This window comes from Nocardia jejuensis NBRC 103114 (assembly GCF_001613145.1).
In the GTDB taxonomy this organism is placed as follows: domain Bacteria; phylum Actinomycetota; class Actinomycetes; order Mycobacteriales; family Mycobacteriaceae; genus Nocardia; species Nocardia jejuensis.
Map to the genome: position 1 here is coordinate 14271 of NZ_BDBU01000054.1, position 17602 is coordinate 31872.

17 protein-coding genes are annotated in these 17602 nt (G+C 69.2%); 10 read left to right on the forward strand and 7 right to left on the reverse strand.

Annotation, left to right across the window (positions count from 1 at the left end; all coding sequences use genetic code 11):
* Positions 1–176: 176 nt before the first annotated feature.
* Positions 177–1052, reverse strand: coding sequence for a glycosyltransferase family 2 protein (locus tag NJ1_RS33240; protein ID WP_067702736.1), 876 nt, complete (start codon positions 1050–1052; stop codon positions 177–179).
* Between the two features lie 124 nt (positions 1053–1176).
* Between NJ1_RS33240 and NJ1_RS33245 the strand changes: the two genes are divergently transcribed.
* A complete protein-coding gene (locus tag NJ1_RS33245) occupies positions 1177–2310 on the forward strand; it encodes a metallophosphoesterase (protein ID WP_067702739.1) in 1134 nt (377 codons plus the stop codon).
* A gap of 189 nt (positions 2311–2499) precedes the next feature.
* Here NJ1_RS33245 and NJ1_RS33250 read toward each other — a convergent pair whose 3' ends face one another.
* A complete protein-coding gene (locus NJ1_RS33250) occupies positions 2500–3996 on the reverse strand; it encodes an MDR family MFS transporter (RefSeq protein ID WP_218025299.1) in 1497 nt (498 codons plus the stop codon).
* Between the two features lie 102 nt (positions 3997–4098).
* On the opposite strand from NJ1_RS33250, the gene NJ1_RS33255 reads away from it, so the two are divergent.
* The 7 genes from NJ1_RS33255 to NJ1_RS33285 all read left to right on the forward strand — a co-directional run bounded on the left by NJ1_RS33255 (position 4099) and on the right by NJ1_RS33285 (position 9948).
* Positions 4099–4533 carry a MarR family winged helix-turn-helix transcriptional regulator gene (locus tag NJ1_RS33255; RefSeq protein ID WP_084479110.1) on the forward strand — a complete coding sequence of 145 codons (435 nt, stop codon included), beginning with the start codon at positions 4099–4101 and terminating at the stop codon, positions 4531–4533.
* Positions 4533–5273, forward strand: coding sequence for a GntR family transcriptional regulator (locus NJ1_RS33260; RefSeq protein WP_067702745.1), 741 nt, complete (start codon positions 4533–4535; stop codon positions 5271–5273). Before NJ1_RS33255 ends, NJ1_RS33260 begins: the two co-directional genes overlap by 1 nt.
* 258 nt (positions 5274–5531) lie before the next feature.
* Complete coding sequence (locus tag NJ1_RS33265) at positions 5532–6278, forward strand: aspartate/glutamate racemase family protein (protein ID WP_067702840.1); 747 nt, start codon at positions 5532–5534, stop codon at positions 6276–6278.
* A gap of 48 nt (positions 6279–6326) precedes the next feature.
* Complete coding sequence (locus tag NJ1_RS33270) at positions 6327–7541, forward strand: DUF6986 family protein (protein ID WP_067702748.1); 1215 nt, start codon at positions 6327–6329, stop codon at positions 7539–7541.
* 76 nt (positions 7542–7617) lie between these two features.
* The gene (gene alc / locus NJ1_RS33275) at positions 7618–8655 is read left to right on the forward strand and encodes an allantoicase (RefSeq protein ID WP_067702751.1); all 1038 of its coding nucleotides are present in this window, start codon (positions 7618–7620) and stop codon (positions 8653–8655) included.
* On the forward strand, positions 8652–9557 hold the full coding sequence (puuE, locus tag NJ1_RS33280) for an allantoinase PuuE (RefSeq protein ID WP_067702754.1): 906 nt from the start codon (positions 8652–8654) through the stop codon (positions 9555–9557). Before alc ends, puuE begins: the two co-directional genes overlap by 4 nt.
* A 109-nt stretch (positions 9558–9666) precedes the next feature.
* A complete protein-coding gene (locus tag NJ1_RS33285) occupies positions 9667–9948 on the forward strand; it encodes a hypothetical protein (protein WP_067702757.1) in 282 nt (93 codons plus the stop codon).
* Between the two features lie 8 nt (positions 9949–9956).
* Here NJ1_RS33285 and NJ1_RS33290 read toward each other — a convergent pair whose 3' ends face one another.
* Both NJ1_RS33290 and dapB read right to left on the reverse strand, forming a co-directional pair.
* Positions 9957–10394, reverse strand: a complete 438-nt coding sequence (locus NJ1_RS33290; RefSeq protein ID WP_067702843.1) for a hypothetical protein — start codon at positions 10392–10394, stop codon at positions 9957–9959.
* 140 nt (positions 10395–10534) lie between these two features.
* The gene (gene dapB / locus NJ1_RS33295; RefSeq protein ID WP_245717694.1) at positions 10535–11275 is read right to left on the reverse strand and encodes a 4-hydroxy-tetrahydrodipicolinate reductase; all 741 of its coding nucleotides are present in this window, start codon (positions 11273–11275) and stop codon (positions 10535–10537) included.
* Positions 11276–11670: 395 nt separating this feature from the next.
* Between dapB and NJ1_RS33300 the strand changes: the two genes are divergently transcribed.
* Positions 11671–13194: an esterase-like activity of phytase family protein gene (locus NJ1_RS33300; protein WP_339381232.1), complete on the forward strand. Its 1524-nt coding sequence runs from the start codon at positions 11671–11673 to the stop codon at positions 13192–13194.
* 74 nt (positions 13195–13268) lie between these two features.
* Here NJ1_RS33300 and NJ1_RS33305 read toward each other — a convergent pair whose 3' ends face one another.
* Positions 13269–14396, reverse strand: coding sequence for an alcohol dehydrogenase catalytic domain-containing protein (locus NJ1_RS33305; RefSeq protein WP_067702763.1), 1128 nt, complete (start codon positions 14394–14396; stop codon positions 13269–13271).
* A gap of 98 nt (positions 14397–14494) precedes the next feature.
* On the opposite strand from NJ1_RS33305, the gene NJ1_RS33310 reads away from it, so the two are divergent.
* On the forward strand, positions 14495–15148 hold the full coding sequence (locus NJ1_RS33310; protein ID WP_067702766.1) for a class I SAM-dependent methyltransferase: 654 nt from the start codon (positions 14495–14497) through the stop codon (positions 15146–15148).
* A gap of 93 nt (positions 15149–15241) precedes the next feature.
* Here NJ1_RS33310 and NJ1_RS33315 read toward each other — a convergent pair whose 3' ends face one another.
* Both NJ1_RS33315 and NJ1_RS33320 read right to left on the reverse strand, forming a co-directional pair.
* Complete coding sequence (locus NJ1_RS33315) at positions 15242–16012, reverse strand: hypothetical protein (RefSeq protein WP_157574462.1); 771 nt, start codon at positions 16010–16012, stop codon at positions 15242–15244.
* Positions 16013–16104: 92 nt separating this feature from the next.
* The gene (locus tag NJ1_RS33320; protein WP_067702771.1) at positions 16105–17544 is read right to left on the reverse strand and encodes a pentapeptide repeat-containing protein; all 1440 of its coding nucleotides are present in this window, start codon (positions 17542–17544) and stop codon (positions 16105–16107) included.
* Between the last annotated feature and the right edge of the window lie 58 nt (positions 17545–17602).

A 17602-nucleotide genomic window follows, 5' to 3' on the forward strand; every position in this document is an offset into this window, starting at 1 on the left:
CTGGTCGATACCCGCCGACGCGGCCTTCACCGAGCACCGCGCACAGGTGCGGCGCGGATCCGCCGGAACGGCGCTGCCGGTGGCGAACCGGTGGCGCCGATCATCGAACCGCCGGCCTACGCCGGCGCACGCGGCGAGAGCCGGGCAGTCCGTCGACCGCCCGGCGAAGCGGCGGCTCAGCCGCGGGAAAGGCGTTGCAGCGCAGCGGTTCGCGCCACCGCGATCAGGCCGCGTGCGGCGAGACCGACGGCAACCAGCGGAGCGAAGAGCAGCCAGGGCGAACCCTGGTGGTAGTCGATGTAGAAGCGCAGGGCGCTGCGGTGGTGGCTGCGGACCTTGCGGAAGGGGGCCGAGCGCATGCTGCCGCCCTCGCGGTGACGGATCACCACGTTCGGGTCCAGGACCACGCGCCACCCGGAGCGGTGCATGTCCAGGGCCATCTTGCATTCCTCGAAATACAGGAAGTAGCGATCGTCCATGCCGCCGACGGCTTCGAAGGCCTCACGGCGAAACAGCATGCAGCAGCCCGAGATCCAGTCCACGTCGGCGACATCGGTGACCGGCGTGCCGAAGTAGCGGCGGGTCGCGGGGTTACCGGGCCAGACGCCCCCCAGCACGGCGTGCACGAGACCGATTCCGAGAGAAGGGAATCGGCGGCCCGAGGGGTAGTAGGTACCGTCCAGGCGGGCGATGTTCGGGCCGATCATGCCGATCCGGTCGTCCGACTCGGCGGTTTCGATGAGTCCGGCGATGGAACTCGGCTCGAGTTGAGTGTCGGGGTTGGCGACCAGGATCCAGTCGGCGGTGGTGGCGGCGGCGCCCTGGTTGATGGCGGCGGACAGTCCGACATTGCGGCTGTTGCGAATGACCTGACCACCCGCGGCCTCGACGATGTCGGCGCTGCCGTCACTCGAGACGTTGTCGACGCAGACCAGGTCCACCGCGTACGGTCCGACCGCCCCCGGGAGTGTCTGCAGGAACGGGGGCAGGTCTTCGGCACTCTGATAGGTGACGAGGACGAGGCCGACGGTCTTCTCATCGCGGCGAGGCATGCCGGGAACCTACCAGGCCATGCTCACGACCTGGTCGGATCACCACCCTTCGCACCGGCGGCTATCGTCGGATGCAGCGCCGGGCAACGACCGGGCATCGGCGATTTCCCCAGAGGATGAATCCTTGAAATACGTTCCGCGTCTACTCGTGATCCTGACGATCACGGCCCTGCTGTTCCTGCTGCCCTGGTGGACCGTGGTCGCGGCGCCCACCGAGGGCGCCGGGCCGCTGTTCGTCGCCGGCACCGTGCTGGCCGTGCTGGGGTTGCTGACGCTGCCCACCGCTATGTTCCTCGGTCACGGTCCCGCGCAGTCCGATATCGCCTCGATGATCGGCGACACGCTGCTGGGCGTGATGTGGGTGCTGTTCAGTTGGTCCGTCATCGGCAACGTGCTGCGGCCGGTGTTGATCGTTGCGGGAGTGGATGATCCGGCGCGCTCGCGCACGATCGGCATCGGCGTGCTCGCCGTCTCGGCGATCTTGGTGGCGTGGGGCATCTACGAGGCGCGCCGCGTGCCCCGGGTCCGCACGGTCGAGGTGCGGATCCCGGCACTCGGACCCGGACTCGACGGGCTGCGCATGGTCGTCATCACCGATACCCACTTCGCCGCGCTCGATCGCCTGCGCTGGTCGGAGAAGGTGGTCGAGGTCGTCAACGCTCAGAAGCCCGATATCGCATGCCACGCGGGTGATCTCGCGGACGGGTCGGTGCTCGCGCGCCGCGCGCAGGTGGATCCGCTCGGCAAGATCGAGGCCGAGCTCGGCCGGTTCTACATCACCGGCAATCACGAGTACTTCGGCGACGCGCCCGGCTGGATCGAGCACATGGCCTCGATCGGCTGGCAGCCGCTGCACAATCAGCACGAGATCCTCCGGCGCGGCGGCGACAGCCTGGTCATGGCCGGTATCGACGATCCCACCGGCGTCGGCCTCGAGGGCCACGGCCCGAACCTGACCGGCGCGCTCGCCGGAGCGGATCCGAACCTGCCGGTCATCCTGCTGGCGCATCAGCCCAAGCAGATCCCCGATGCGGTGGCCGCCGGTGTGGCCCTTCAGATTTCGGGTCACACCCACGGTGGTCAGATCTGGCCGTTCCACTACCTGGTCCGCCTGGATCAGCCGGTGGTCGCGGGCCTGAGCAGGCACGGCGACCGCACCCAGCTGTACACCAGCCGGGGCACCGGGTTCTGGGGACCGCAGCTGCGGGTGTTCGCGCCCAGCGAGATCACCGTCCTGGTATTGCGCAGCGCCACATAGGCTTCCGCCGGACCGGACGGCGTCCCGGCTGTTCGGTTTCCCGAACGACCGGGACGGCATTCGGCAAGGCGTCGACGACGCCGGTGGAACCGCTCGCCCCGCGCCGGGGCCAGTGCGACCTCCCGCCGGGCCCTCGGGCTCGGCGGGAGGTCGCGTCGGCTCACGGCCGGGGCTGGTACCCCCGTCGCATCAGGCGCGCTGATGCCGCCGCAGCACGGTCGAGGCCCCCGACGCGACCAGTGACATCACCGCCACCCCCGCGAACGACAGCTGGTATCCCGATGCCGCCGCCCAGCCGGATTGCGTTGCGCGGGAGAGTATCACCGCGATCACGGCCACCCCGATCGCGCCGCCGACCCGCTGCAGGATGTTCACGAACGCCGCCGCGTCCGGCAGCTGATCCGGCCGCACCGCCGCGTACGCCGCGGACACCAGCGGCATCCCCGCGAGCGCGGTCGCGACCCCGGCCGCGAACAGGAGCGCCTGCACCAGAACGGCATCGGCGTCCACGCCGAGGAATGCGAACGGCAGCACCGTCAGGGCCACCGCGAGATTGCCGCCGACCGCGATGACGCCGCCGCCGAAACGATCGGTGAGCCGCCCGCCCAGCGGCAGGGTGATCGCGCCGCCCACGCCGAAGCTGATCAGCGAGACGCCGGTGCGCACCAGTCCGTCACCGTGCAGGACTTGAAAGTACAACGGCAGCAACACCATCACGCCGAACATGGATGCTCCGGCGAAGAAGCTGGCCGTGTTGGCGGCGGCGAAGACGCGGTTGGAGAACATCCGCAGATCCAGCAGTGCCCGCGCGCGCGGCAGACTCCAGGCGACGAACCCGCCCAGCGCCGCCAGCCCGAGTACCACCGGCAGCCACACCGTCGGCGCCGTGAAGGACCCGTCGATGCCGATCTCCGAGAGTCCGTACACCACGGCCGATACGCCGCCGCCGGCGAGGATCAGCCCCACCAGGTCGAGCCCGCCCGAGGCCTTCGTGCCCGGCCCGAGCGGCAGGTACCGCAGGCCCAGCGCCAGCCCCACCAGTCCGAACGGGATATTGATCAGGAACAGCCACTGCCAGCTCCAGTGCGCCAGCATGAGCCCGCCGATGGTCGGCCCGAGCGCGGGCGCGCCGACGACCGCGATCCCGACCACGCCCATGACGCGGCCCATTCGCTTGGGCCCCGCGGCCTGCCCGAGAATCGTCTGCCCGGCCGGGATCATGACCCCGGCGGCCAGTCCCTGCAGAATGCGCAGCGCGATCAGCCACGCCGCGGTGTCGGCCAGTCCGCACAGCGCGGAGGTGACGGTGAAGGCCGCCAGCGCCCCCACCCAGAGCCGCCCCACGCCCACGCGCCGCGAGAGCCAGCCGCACACGGTGAGCGAAACACCCAGTGCGAGTAGGTATCCGCTCGCCACCCACTGAATGGTGGCGAGCGAGCTGTGCAGATCCGCGCCGATGGTGTGCAGGCCGATGTTGACCAGCGAGGTGTCGAGCATTCCCATCACCGCGCCGAACACCACCACGGCCGCGGTGCGCCACACGTGCGCGGGGATCTTGTCGGAGTCCGCGCCCGGCGTGCCGGGTCGAACTGTGGCGGAACCGGATTCGGCGGTGACGGCTTCGGATTCCCCGGTTGCGGCCCGGGGATCCGCGGTGACAGCGGTGTCCGTACGCGAACGCGTCATCGGACCCCTCCTTCGGTCGAGTCGAGTTCAGTTATGAGTTGAGCTACTCAATTGCGGAGCCTAACAATGATTGAGCAACTCAACAATAGGTATGATCCACAGGTGACCGAAGACCGCGAGTACCACCCCCGGGGGCTGCTGCAATATCCGACCTACGCGCTGGGCAAGCTGCACAAGGCCATGCACGTGGAGCTCGACACGCCGCTGCGCGAGCACTGGGTGCTCACCTACCTCGAGGAGAACGGCGACATCTCCCAGCAGGAGATGGCCGACGCGCTCGCGATCGATCGCAGCGAAATCGTCCGGCTCGTGGACAGCCTCGAGAAATCCGGCCTGGTCACGCGCACTCGCGACCCCGAGGACCGGCGCAAGTACCGCCTGGCCATCACCGCGGCTGGCCGGCGGCTGCGCGAGGACGTCGGTCAGCGCATCTCGGCCGCCACCGACAAGCTGCTGTACCGTCTCACCGCCGAGGAGCGCACCACCTTGCATCTGCTTTCCCTCAAGGCACTCGGCTACAGCGAGCAGGACCTCTGATGCCCTCCCGGCCGCGCCTACCGCGACTACCCCAGCTCACCCCGCCGCTCGATGCCCATCGCGGGTACTCCCAGCACGAGATCCTGAGCGAGCTGCGCCGGCTCGTCCTCGAGGGCAATCTGCCGCCGGGCACCGGTATGCCGCTGGGTGAGCTGGCCCGGCAGTTCGGGGTCAGCGCGATTCCGGTGCGCGAATCGCTGCAGACCCTGATCGGCGAGGGGCTGGTCGAGCACAAGCCGAATTTCGGCTATCAGGTCACGCTGCTGACCGCGGCCGAGCTGCGGGAGCTGTACGTGGTGCGCGAGCGGCTGGAATCGGCGGCCATGGCCGCGGCCGTGCATCAGGCCACCGCGGCCGATCACGCGCTGGCCCAGGAAACCCACGCCCGGCTCGAGCGCGCCGTATTGGCGCAGGACGCGGTCGCCTATCACCGCGAGACCCGCAACTTCCATCTGGCGCTGGTGCGCCCGGCGGGCATGCCGCGCGTGGTGCACATGCTCGAATACGCCTGGAACATCACCGAGCCGGTGCAGCCGATGGTGCACGTGACCACCATGGACCGGGTGGTGCTGCACGCGGATCACAGCAGGCAGCTGGCCGCATTCCTGGCGCGCGACGCGGACACGCTCCTGGCGGTCACCGAGCAGCACCACACGCGATTGAACGGCGTACTCTCGCACCTGCCGACCGATATCGGGCTGTTCGCGGAGCCGGTCGAGCCGACCGATACCGGCGAGTAACAAGATATATGTTTTGAGCAACATCCGGGCAATACCTGCTCGATAGCGTCGCGCACACCTTGTGTTTCCACCGGCGGGGACCAGACGAGATCGGATGTGCGACATGCCCGACACTGCTGTGCCGCCGGCCGGTGTGCCCACCGGATCGGCGACCGGCGTGCCGGACCTCGATGCCGAACCCCGGCGACCTTTCCCGCCCGCTGCGCGTCGGCCACCCGCGGGCCGTTCCGCCTCCCCGTTCGAAAGTCGGTGAATTCCTTGCGTATTCGAGTCATCAACCCGAACACCACGGCGGCCATGACCGCGCTCATCGAGGAGGCCGCGCGCGCGGTCGTCGCGCCCGGCACCGTCGTGGAGGGCATCACCGCGACCATGGGCCCGGCGTCGATCGAAAGTCATTACGACGAGGCGCTTTCGGTTCCCGGCATACTCACCGAGATCGCCCGGGGCGAGGCCGAGGGCGTGGACGGCTACGTGCTGGCCTGTTTCGGCGATCCGGGGCTGGACGCCGCGCGCGAACTGGCGCGCGGGCCGGTGCTGGGCATCGCCGAGGCGGCCATGCACTACGCCAGCCACCTCGGCCGCGGTTTCAGCGTGGTGACCACCCTCGAGCGCACCGCCGGGCGCGCCTTCGATCTGGCCGAACGCTATGGGATGCAACGCTTCTGCCTCGGAATCCACGGCTGCGAGATCCCGGTCCTCGAGCTCGAGGATCCCAAGGCCCGCGGGGTGATCGCCGATGCCTGCCGCGCGGCCGTGCTCGCCGACGACTCCGATGCCATCGTGCTCGGCTGCGCGGGGATGGCGGACCTGTGCCGGTACCTCACCGACGAGGTCGGCGTACCCGTGGTGGACGGCGTCGCCGCCGCCACGCTGGGGGTCCAGTCCCTGGTCACCATGGGCCTGCGCAAGTCCGGCCGCGGCGAGTTCGCCGCCCCGCTCCCGAAGCGCTACACGGGGCTGCTCACCGAATTCTCGACCGACGACTCGCGGGACGGCGCTTGAGGCTCGGACCCGCAACCAAACCTTCCCCGATGAACAGGAGGCTCGTCCGTGACCCTGCCGCCCGATGTGCTGGCCGGTATCCACTCGCGTGTCGCCGACACCGACGCGCTGTTGTCGCGCTACTACCCGGGTGACCGGGCGGGGCAGCCGATCCACACCGCGTATGTGAGCGGCGCGGACGCGGCGGTGGAACTGCCCGAGTCGTGGGGCGCCGCGGCCCTCGAGCTCGCGGAACGGCACGGTGAGCTGCTCACCGAACTGGCCGGGCCGGATGCGGTGGCGCTCATGCTGAACACGCTGCGGCAGAACCCGATTCAGGATCTGCGGCTGGACTTCGAGGACGGGTACGGCACCCGCGAGGACGCGATCGAGGACGCCGACGCGACCCGCGCGGGTGCGGTGCTGGCGGCGCTGCCCGCCGCGATCACCTCGCGCGGCATTCGCATGAAGGGCTTGACCACCGGCGAATCCTCGCGCGCGATCAGGACTCTGGAGCTGGTGCTCGAGGGCGCGGGCGGCGTCCCGGCCGGATTCGTGTTCACCCTCCCCAAGATTCGCGCGGTCGGCCAGGTCGACACCGCCGTACTTCTGTGCGAGGCCATCGAATCCGCGCACGGCCTGCCCGCCGGCGCACTGAGGTTCGAATTGCAGATCGAGAGCCCGCAGGCGGTCATCGCCGCCGACGGCTCCGCCACGGTCGCGGCGGCCATCCACCGCTCGGCCGGGCGCTGCACCGGATTGCACTACGGCACTTACGACTACAGCGCGGCGTGCGGCATCGCACCCCAGTTCCAATCCCTCGAGCATCCGGTCGCCGATCACGCCAAGGCCGTCATGCAGGCCGCCGCCGCGCAGACCGGCGTCTGGGTGTGCGACGGCTCCACGCAGGTGCTGCCGCTGGGCACCGACGACGAGGTCCGCGCCGCCCTGGCCCGGCACTACCGGCTGACCACCCGCTCGCTCGAACGCGGCTACTACCAGGGCTGGGACATGGGCGCGGGCCATCTGGTCACCCGCTGGCTGGCCAACTTCGCCTTCTACCGGACCGCGCTGGAGGTGGCCGCGCCGCGCATCGGCCGCTACCTGGACCGCCGAGGCGGCGCGGTGATGGACGAGCCGGCCACCGCGCAAGCGCTGTCCACCGTGGTGCTGCGCGGAGTGGCCTGCGGTGCGTTCCAACCCGGCGAGGTGACCGCCCTGGTGCCGAAGGCCACGATCGAAGTCCTCGAGCAATTGCGCGAGCGGAAGATCCCCGCGCTGTGACCCAGCGGCCCACACCACGCAAGCGAGCACAGAGTTCGAAACCTCCCGTCGTGCACGGGAAGTCGAAAGGAGTCCGATGAGCGTCGATTCAACTGATTTCACCCTGCTGCCGGATCTGGCCGTCCGGTCTCTCGGCGGCGCGGTGATCTGGGCCAACGACGAATCCTTCGCGGAGCGGGAGAATCTCGTCCGCCCGGAGGAATCCACGTATCAGCCGGCGACCTTCGGCCACAAGGGTCAGGTGTACGACGGCTGGGAGACCCGGCGGCGGCGCGGCGACATCGGCGCGGCACCGGAGACCGACGACTGCGATACAGCCATCGTGCGACTCGGAGTGCCCGGTGTGATCCACGGCGTCGTGGTGGACACCGCCTGGTTCAAGGGCAACTATCCGCCGGAGGTGTCCGTGGAAGCCATTGTGGTGCCGGGGTATCCGTCGGCGGAGCAGGTCGCCGAGCTGGAGGGCTGGGTCACCATCGTGGATCGCTCGACGGTGAACGGCGACAGCCGCAACCCCTTCTCGGTGGATTCCAAGCGCCGCTTCACCCATGTGCGCCTGCGCATGTTCCCCGACGGCGGCGTGGCGCGGTTGCGCGTGCACGGCGTGGCCAAGCCGGATCTGCGCTGGCTCGACGCGGGCCCGTTCGATCTGGCCGCGCTGGAGAACGGCGGCTCGGTCGCGGACTGCTCCAACCGTTTCTATTCGCATCCGCAGAACATCCTGCTGCCCGGGCGGGCGCGGGTCATGGGCGACGGCTGGGAGACCGCGCGCCGTCGCACCCGTGACGACAACGATTGGGTGCAGGTGCGATTGGCCGGCGAGGGCGTCCTCACCATGGCCGAGATCGACACCTCGTACTTCCTGTTCAACAGCCCCGGCGCGGGCGCGCTGACCGGCATCCGCGCCGACGGCACCGAGGTGGAACTGCTGCCGCGCACGGTGCTGCGGCCCGATACCCGGCATCGGTTCCTGATCGATTCGGACGAGGCGGTCACCCAGGTCCGCCTGGACGTCTTCCCCGACGGCGGCCTGGCTCGGCTGCGGCTGTTCGGCGCCCTCACCGAGTCCGCGCGGGCGAGCCTGCTCGCCGAGCAGGAGGGCGAGCAGGCATGAGCGAGTACCCCCGCGACCTGGTCGGCTACGGCCCCACCCCGCCGCACCCCCAGTGGCCCGGCGAGGCCAATATCGCCGTTCAGTTCGTCCTCAATTACGAGGAGGGCGGCGAGAACAGTGTTCTGGACGGCGATCCCGGCTCGGAGACGTTCCTGTCGGATATCGTTCCCGCGCAGTCGTTCCCGGATCGCCACATGAGCATGGAGAGCATCTACGAGTACGGCTCGCGGGCCGGCCTCTGGCGGGTGCTGCGCATGTTCGAACAGCGCGATATCCCGCTCACCATTTTCGCGGTCGCCCGTGCGCTGGAACGCAATCCGGAAGCCGTCGCGGCGTTCACGCGGCTCGGCCACGAGATCGCGTGCCACGGCCTGCGCTGGATCTCTTACCAGGACGTCGACGCCGAGACCGAACGCGCGCACCTGCGGGAGGCGGTCGCCATCATCACCCGGCTGTTCGGCGAGGCGCCGAAGGGCTGGTACACCGGCCGCGATTCGCCGCGCACGCGCGAAATCGTCTCCGCCCACGGTGGTTTCGTCTACGACTCGGACTCCTACGCCGACGATCTGCCCTACTGGGTCAAGGTGGGCGAGCGCGATCAGCTGGTGGTGCCCTACACCCTCGAGTCCAACGACATGCGCTTCTCCTCCCCCGCGGGCTTCGCCAACGGCGAGGAGTTCTTCTCGTATCTGAGGGACGCCTTCGACGTCCTCTACGCCGAAGGTGAAGCGGGGGCGCCGAAGATGCTCTCGGTCGGCCTGCACTGCCGCATCATCGGCCGCCCGGCCCGCGCCAAATCCCTGGAGCGGTTCCTGGATTACGTCCGGTCACACGACAGGGTCTGGTTGGCCCGCCGCATCGATATCGCCGAGCATTGGCGAAGGGTGCATCCCGCGAGCTGAATTCCGCGGTGCGATCGGGTCCGGACCCCCTGGGATTCCGGGCCCGATCGTTCGGCCGGGGCGTGGTGTGAGCCGGTAGCCTGTCAGCAGCCGAGGAGGTAACCCCCGAATGTACGTCGAAGAGTTCTCCGCACCCGGACCGCTGACCGCAGAGACCGCAGAGGGACTGGCCGCCGTCGCCGGTCGCTACGGCTCGCGACTGACCATCACCAGCAATGACCGCAGTGTGCAGTCACCGGTGCTCCCCACCTGCTGGGACGTGCTCAGCATCGAGGCGGGCAGCCGTGTCACGGTGGTCGCCGACAGCGGCCACCGCTCCGCCGACGCGGCCGACCGCCGCACCCTCAGCGAATTCGTCACGGCCTTCCGTCAACTCACCGCCGAACGCTGAACCATCGGCTATGCCTCGCGCTCGGCCTTCTCCAATTCCACCGCGCGGCGCATGACTTCACGGGCACGGGAACGGTCTCCGGCGTAGTCGTAGGCGCGAGCTGCCCGGTAGTTCGTGCGCCAGTTGTCCGGGTCGGCTTCCCATTCCGTCTTGACCTGCTCGAAAAGCTGGTCTGCCGCGGCGCGTTCGAGGCGACCCGAGGCGCGGCGCGGAAGCTCGGAGGTGTCGAGCTCGAGGCCCTCCTCGTTGATGCGACGCGCCAGATACTGATGCGCGAACGCCGCGCGCAGGCTGCTCGCGACCACCCACACCCCCAGCAGCGGCAGCAGCAGCACCCCGATGCCGAGAACGAGCGCGGGAATCGAGCCGGTCCGGATCAGGCCGACGGCGATCCGCCCGAGCAGCAGGAAGTAGAACCCGAGCGCCACAACAAGAAAGGCGATCAGACCGACCTTCTTGGCGACTTCCCTGCCGACGTTCTCGGTGGTCGCACGGCCCGCGTTGGCCCCAGCCGCTCCGTTCGTACCGTCGGCGCCCGCGCGACCGCTGTCGTCCGCGGTCCCGCCGTTGTTCGAGTCGGGCGTGCTCACAGGTCCAGCAGCGGGTCGATGCCCACGGTCAGGCCGGGGCGCAGGGGCGTCTTGCGCACACCCAGCAATACGCCGGGGACGAACGAGGTCCGGTCGATCGAATCGTGGCGGATGGTGAGGGTCTCGCCCTGCGTGCCGAACAGCACCTCCTGATGCGCGACCAGACCGGCCAGCCGGACCGAGTGCACCCGCACCCCGTCCACATCCGCGCCGCGCGCGCCTTCGAGTTCGTCCTTGGTGGCGTCGGGGCTGCGGCCCACGCCCGCCTTCTCCCGGGCCGCGGCGATCAGTCCGGCGGTCCGATAGGCCGTGCCCGAGGGCGCGTCCAACTTGTTCGGATGATGCAGTTCGATGACCTCGACCGATTCGAACCAGCGCGCGGCCTGCTCGGCGAACCGCATGGACAGCACCGCGCCGATGGCGAAGTTGGGAGCGATCAGCACACCGGTCTCGGGGCTCTGCGCCAGCCAGCCGCGCACCTGCCCGAGCCGCTCGGCATCGAAGCCGGTGGTGCCGACGACCGCGTGAATACCGTTCTCCACCAACCACTTCAGGTTCGGCATGACCACGCCGGGACTGGTGAAGTCCACGACCACCTGGGTACCGGACTCGGTGAACGCCTCGAGCGCGTCGTCCTTGTCGACCTGGGCGACCAGCTCCAGATCGGCGGCCGACTCGACACCCGCGCAGATCGCCTGCCCGACCTTGCCGCGCGCCCCGAGCACACCCACCCGGATCCGGTTCGTGGTCACCTGGTCTCCTCACACTTCATGTCATCGCAGCTCATCGCACCGCTGCCCGACGAGATATCACCTGTCCCGTGAGCCTATCGGGTCGGCGCGGCCGCGCGGGGAACCCCCTGACCTGGGCGTCGCGTATGTCACAGCGGTCCGGCGATACCCGTGCGCGGATGCGAGCACCGACGGCGGCGAACCGGGACCGAACGGCCGCCCACCGGCCCGCGCCGCCGACTTCGGCCGCGATCGCCGATATCGCACTTCTGCCCGCGCGCCTGCTTCGGAGGTCCTGCGGCAACTGTTCAGATACCCGTCAACTATTCGTCGAATCCACGAGGTAGGCATCGCCTGTGCGAATTCACCGTAGTACCCGACACGCGCTCGTCGCAGCCGCCGTGTGCGTCTCCGCCGTCGCGGCGTCCTCCTGCTCGTCCGACCCGTCCGCCGATTTCACCGCGACCATGGACAAGCCGCTGACGATCACCGTGGACGACCTGCTGGCCAAGACCGGCGGCAGCGCGGCGGTCGCCATCGCCGATCCGGCGCACGGCAAGATCACCCGCAACCCGAACGGCTCGGTGGTGTACACCCCGGCCGCGGGCTACATGGGCGATGACAGCATCACCGTGACCACCACCGATGCGGTGAAGCTGTACACCACCGATATCAAGTCGCTCGGCGAGGTGGGCGGAGTGTCGTTGCAGGGCAGCGGATTCGGCTCGGCGTTCACCCCGGTCCCGGGCTCGAAGGACGAGTTCTACGGTCTCACCGATCGCGGCCCGAACGTGGACGGCAAGGGCAAGAACGAGAAGATCGCCGCCACACCCGATTTCACGCCGACGATCGCGAAGTTCAAGCTGGTCGGCAACGAGGCGGTGCTGCAGTCCACCATCCCGCTGAAGAACCCGACCGGGCAGGCGTTCAACGGCCTGGTGGATCTCTCGGCCGACACCGGTGAAACCATGCGCGACGTGAACGGCGCCATCCTGCCGCCGACCGATCACGGCATCGACAGCGAGGGTCTGGTCGCGCTCGCCGACGGCACCTTCTGGGTCTCGGACGAGTACGGCCCGTTCATCGTGCACTTCGACGCCAAGGGCTCGGAGCTCGAGCGCCTCGCGCCCGGACGCGGACTGCCGCAGGAACTTTCGCTGCGCACCCCCAACCAGGGCATGGAGGGCCTGACCGTCACTCCCGACGGCAGCACCCTGGTCGGCATCGTGCAGAGCGGCCTGAACACCCCTGGCGTGACCTCGGCCCGCGAGGTGCCGATGACCCGCATCGTCACGGTGGACCTGAAGTCCCGCGCGGTCAAGGAGTTCGCCTACCCGCTGGAGAACCCGAAGGAGAAGCTCGCCGTCTCCGAGATCACCGCGCTGAGCAACACCACCTTCGTCGTCGACGAGCGCGACGGCAACAAGGCCCCCAAGGCGAACAAGAAGCTCTGGACCATCGACATCTCCGGTGCCACCGATATCGGTCCGCAGTCCAAAGTCCCCGGGGCGCAGTACGATCCGGCCAAGGGCCTGCTGATCGACGGTAAGGGCGTCGAGGGCTTGGTCGGCACCGTGAGCACCGCGGACGGCGTCGCCGCGCTGCAGAAGGCCGGTATCACCGCCGTCGCCAAGAAGTCCGCCCTGGACCTGGCCGGTCTCCTCGACTCCCTCAACGCCGACGGCAAGTTCTTCGGCCACGACAAGATCGAGGGCGTCGCCACCACCGACGGCGGCAAGACCCTGTACATCTCGAACGACAGCGACTTCGGCATCGAAGCCGTGGTGGGCGATCAGCCGCCCTACAAGCTCAAGGCCAAGATCATGCCGAACGGGCTGCAGGACAACGGCGAGATCCTGATGGTGGACACCACCAAGCTCCCCGCCAAGACCCAGACCGCGACGATCAGCATCAAGGTCGGCTGAGAGCCTTCGACAGACCACCGCCCCGCCGCGTGATGCGCGGCGGGGCGGTGCCGTGTTCGGTGCGGCAATCCCGCTCAGTCGAACATGATCACCTGACGCAGGGCGTGGCCCGCCGCCAGCTCGTCCATGCCTTCGTTGATGTCCTCCAGGCGAATTCGCGAGGACACCAGCCGTTCGACCGGCAGCTTGCCCGCACGCCACATCTCCACGTACCGCGGAATATCGCGCTCCGGAACCGCCGACCCCAGGTAGCTGCCGATGATCGAGCGGCCCTGCGCGACCAGACCCAGCGGCGACACGCTCGCCATCGCGTCGGGAGCGGGCAGGCCGACGGTGATGGTCCGCCCGCCGGGCGCGGTGGCGGCCACCGCGGTCTCGAAGGCCCGGATATTTCCCGCCGCCTCGATCACGACCTCGGCCTGGATTCCCTCGGCGACGACATCGGCCGGGCTGTACGCGGAGGTAGCCCCGAGTTCCATTGCGGCAGCGAGCTTCTCGGGCACGGTGTCCACGGCGATCACGTCGCGCCCGGTGCCCTCGCGCAGCGCCGCGGCCACCAGCACCGCCGCCATTCCCACACCGCCGAGCCCGACCACCATGATGCGGTCGGCCGGGGTGGGCTGGGCCGAATTCAGCAGTGCACCACCGCCGGTCAGGACCGCGCAGCCGAGCACGGCCGCCACGTCGGCGGGTACGTCGTCGTCCACCGGGACGACCGAGCGCCGATCCACCACCGCGTGCGTCGCGAACGCCGACACCCCGAGATGATGGTGCACCTGCGCGCCGTCGCGCAGCAGCCGCCGGCCACCGCTGAGCAGTTCCCCGGCATTGTTGGCCAGGCTGCCCGCCAGGCACGGGGTCCGGCCCTCGGTCGCGCAGCCCGCGCATTCACCGCAGCGCGGCAGGAAGGTCATCACGACCCGCTGCCCGACGGCGATATCGCTCGCCTCGCCGTCGACGGCTCCGCCGACGACCTCGACCCGCCCGGCCGCCTCGTGCCCGAGCAGCATGGGCACCGGCCGCACCCGATTCCCGTCCACCACCGACAGATCGGAGTGGCACAGCCCGGCCGCCTCGATCCGCACCAGCAGTTCGCCGGGTCCCGGTTCGCCCAGGTCGAGCTCGCTCACGACGATCGGCTCGGACTCCGCGAACGGCGGCTGCGCCCCGATTCGCTCCAATACGGCACCACGAATCCTCATGGGCCCGACGCTACCCCACCTCGCCCGCGGAGCGACTCGGGATGAACCTTCCCAGACAGCTCATGATCTGATTCGATGGATGGCGGACAGGAGCACATATGAGCACACCTCTCGCCACGGGCAATCGAGCCCTCAACCACGTGGTGACGCAGTTCTTCGGCAATGTCGCCCGTGCCTACGACACCGCGGCCCTGCAGCAGGTCGTCTACCGGCCGCCGCAGAATCAGGTGGTCGCCGAGCTGCGATCCGCCGGATCCCGGCGGATCGCCGATATCGGCTGCGGTACCGGCATTCTCACCTCCCGCATCGAGCGCGAGCTGCATCCGGAGATCGTCTATGGCATCGACGCCTCACCCGGCATGCTGGCCCAGGCCAAGGCCAGATCCGCCACTGTGCAGTGGCGGCATGCCGCCGCCGAGCACCTCCCGCTGGCGGACGGCGAACTCGATGCCGTCGTGTCCACCAGCGCTTTTCATTTCTTCGACCATCCGGCGGCGCTGCGCGAGTTCCAGCGCGTGCTGGTTCCCGGCGGCATCACGGCCATCGCGACCATGCACCCCTCGGCCCCGACCGCCCGGCCGATTCAACGCCTCACCCGCAGCCCGCTGTTCCCGGCGCACGCTCCCTCGCCCCGGGAGACTCGAAAGCTGCTGCAGGACGCCGGTTTCGAGGTTCTGGATCAGCGCAAGATCGACCGGCCGCTGCCCAGCTGGCTGATTCCGGACGTCATCACGATCGGCCGCCGCACGTAGTCGACGAGTGTGCATCGGTGCCGTCCGGACCCGCAGTGCCGTAGTGCCGCCGCGCCACAGTGCCACCGCGCCGCCCCGCCGGTGCACGCTCGATCAGCGGCCGGGGTCGTCTCCGCCTCGGAAGCAGACCGTCAGATGCCGCTTGTCCCAGACGACCCAGACCGCGCCCTGACCGTCCCGGGGGCAGGAATTGCCGTCCGTGGTGTTCTCCAGCACCGCGGTCGCCTGCACGATGTGTGAGCCCCGGGTACCGCAGTCCACCTTGGACGGCTCGTCCATGTGCTCGGTGTCGTAGCAGACCCCGACCCGCCAGTCGAAGGCCATGCAGAGGTGGTAGATCAGCTTGCCGGCGCGATCGTGGCGGCTGGATTCGAGTTTGTAGAGATTGTCGGTGCACGCCTCCGGACCGGTCTGCACCACACGGTAATTCGCGTCGACCGTGGCGCAGTCGGACGGCTCGGGTGACCCGGCCTTCCAGGTCGGGCCCGACGGCCCCGTGGCCTGTTCCATCGGGACCTCGACGCAGTCGCCGACCTTCAGCAGGGACAGCGGGTCCGGCGCCGCGGGTTTCGTGGATGTCGAGGTCGGCACACCGGCCTGCACCAGTCCGGGAGCGGCCGGGATCGCGGTGCCCGCGACGGTGTCACCGGCGACCGGATTCACCGCCGCGGCCAGACCCGCGAGCAGCACCACCCATCCCAGCACGGCCAGCACGGGCGCGGCGCGGCGGGGAAACCCGCCGGTCCGCACCACGGCGCCGGTCGAATACCGTTGCGCCCGTTTCTGCTTCGCGACCGCGACCGCCCCGATCAGTGCCGCCGTCACCAGCAGCAGCACCGCCACTCCGACGGCTACCCAGTGCATGTCGTGCGCCCCCACCACAATCCCTACTCACGTCCCCGTGCAAGCTATCGCACGGCGGGACGGGCGGGCAATCCGACAATTCGCCGGAGTGGTCAGCGGGTCAGTTCGGGCGGACTCTCCGCGGGCACGGGCGGCCACTGCTCGGGATGGATGCAGGCGGGCCGGCTGTTCGGCGAACCGTCCCAATCGAAATGGACCCCGACCCACGCCTTGGGACGCTCGAAACTGATCTCGCGCGCGTCGAAGGCGGCCCGCTTGAAAGTGATGTTGCCGAAGAAATCGCCACCGGCGAAGGTGACCGCGCGACCGCCGAACAGCACATCGGCGAAGGACACCTTGCCGTGGTACTCGGCCCGGGCGAAGGTGACCTCCTCGGTGCGGCCCGAACCCCACCGGGTCTTGCCGCCCAGGCGGGCGCAGTCGAAGGCACTGGCCTCGGCGTAGAACCGGGCGGCGGTGAACGCGGCTCTGGCGCCGATGAACTCGGCTCCCGTGAAGGTGACCCGCTCGCCGTCGAAGATGGCGCGCTCGAACGTCGTGAGCGCGCTGACGAATTTGGCGTTGGCGAAACTGCTGCGATCACCGGCGAAGGTGGCACGGGTGAAATCGGTGCGCGCACCGCTGAACTCCGCGCCGTCGAAACTCACCGAACCGGCGAAGGTGGCGTCGCTGAAACTGATCTCGGCGTCGTCCCGCTCGAATCGGGCGACCCGGTCGTGCCGGAACTGCGCGCGATCGAAAGAGGTGGAATTGCGGAAGGTGGCGCCGCGGAACGAGACTCGCTTGCCGACGAAGCGCGCCTTCTCGAAACTCGTGCGGCGGCCCCCGATGAAACTGGCGTTGGTGAATCGGGTGTTGCGCCCGGCGAAGACCGCCCGGCTGAAGTCGGCGTCCTCCAGGACCGCGTCGGAGAAATCGAAATCGCAAGTGGACCAGCAGGCTTCGAGCGAATCGCGCAGGTGCTCCGCGATCACCCGCACGACGGTGTCGCGGACCTGTCGATCGTTCTGCCGATAGTTGTAGACCCGTTCCACCGCCGTCCCGGAATCCTCGACGCGCTGGGACTTGGAGACCAGATGACTGGCGCCCTCGTCCGGCACGTAGGGCAGGCGCAGGTATCCGCACAGCACGTCCACGCACTGCTGACGCCGGGCGCGCGTGGAGAACCCGTCCGCCACCCCGGCGAGCGCGTAGACGCCCGCGATGCGCACGGCCACATCGGGATTGCCCAACTGGATGGCCGCCGCGCCGAACAGTTCCGCGAACCGGCCGCGCTCGAGATCGCGCTGCCGCCGGTAGGCGAGGGTCAACGCGACCGCCGCGCCGACGGCGACCGTGACCCAGAGCGCGATCCTGGTCAGATCCAGCTGATTCGGCGTCTCCGCTCGGGCACCCAGCGTGCGCCACAACAACCACCAGGTGAGGGCCGCAACGGCCAACCCACCGATCACCACGATCAGCACCGAGAACGCCAGTGCAGACCGGTGAATCGCCCGGTTCAGCGCATAGCCGAACCTTCCCCACCGCCGCATAGCGGAAGGATAGCGATCCCGGGGTGCCTGTGCATTCGTTGGCCGGATTTCTCTTCCC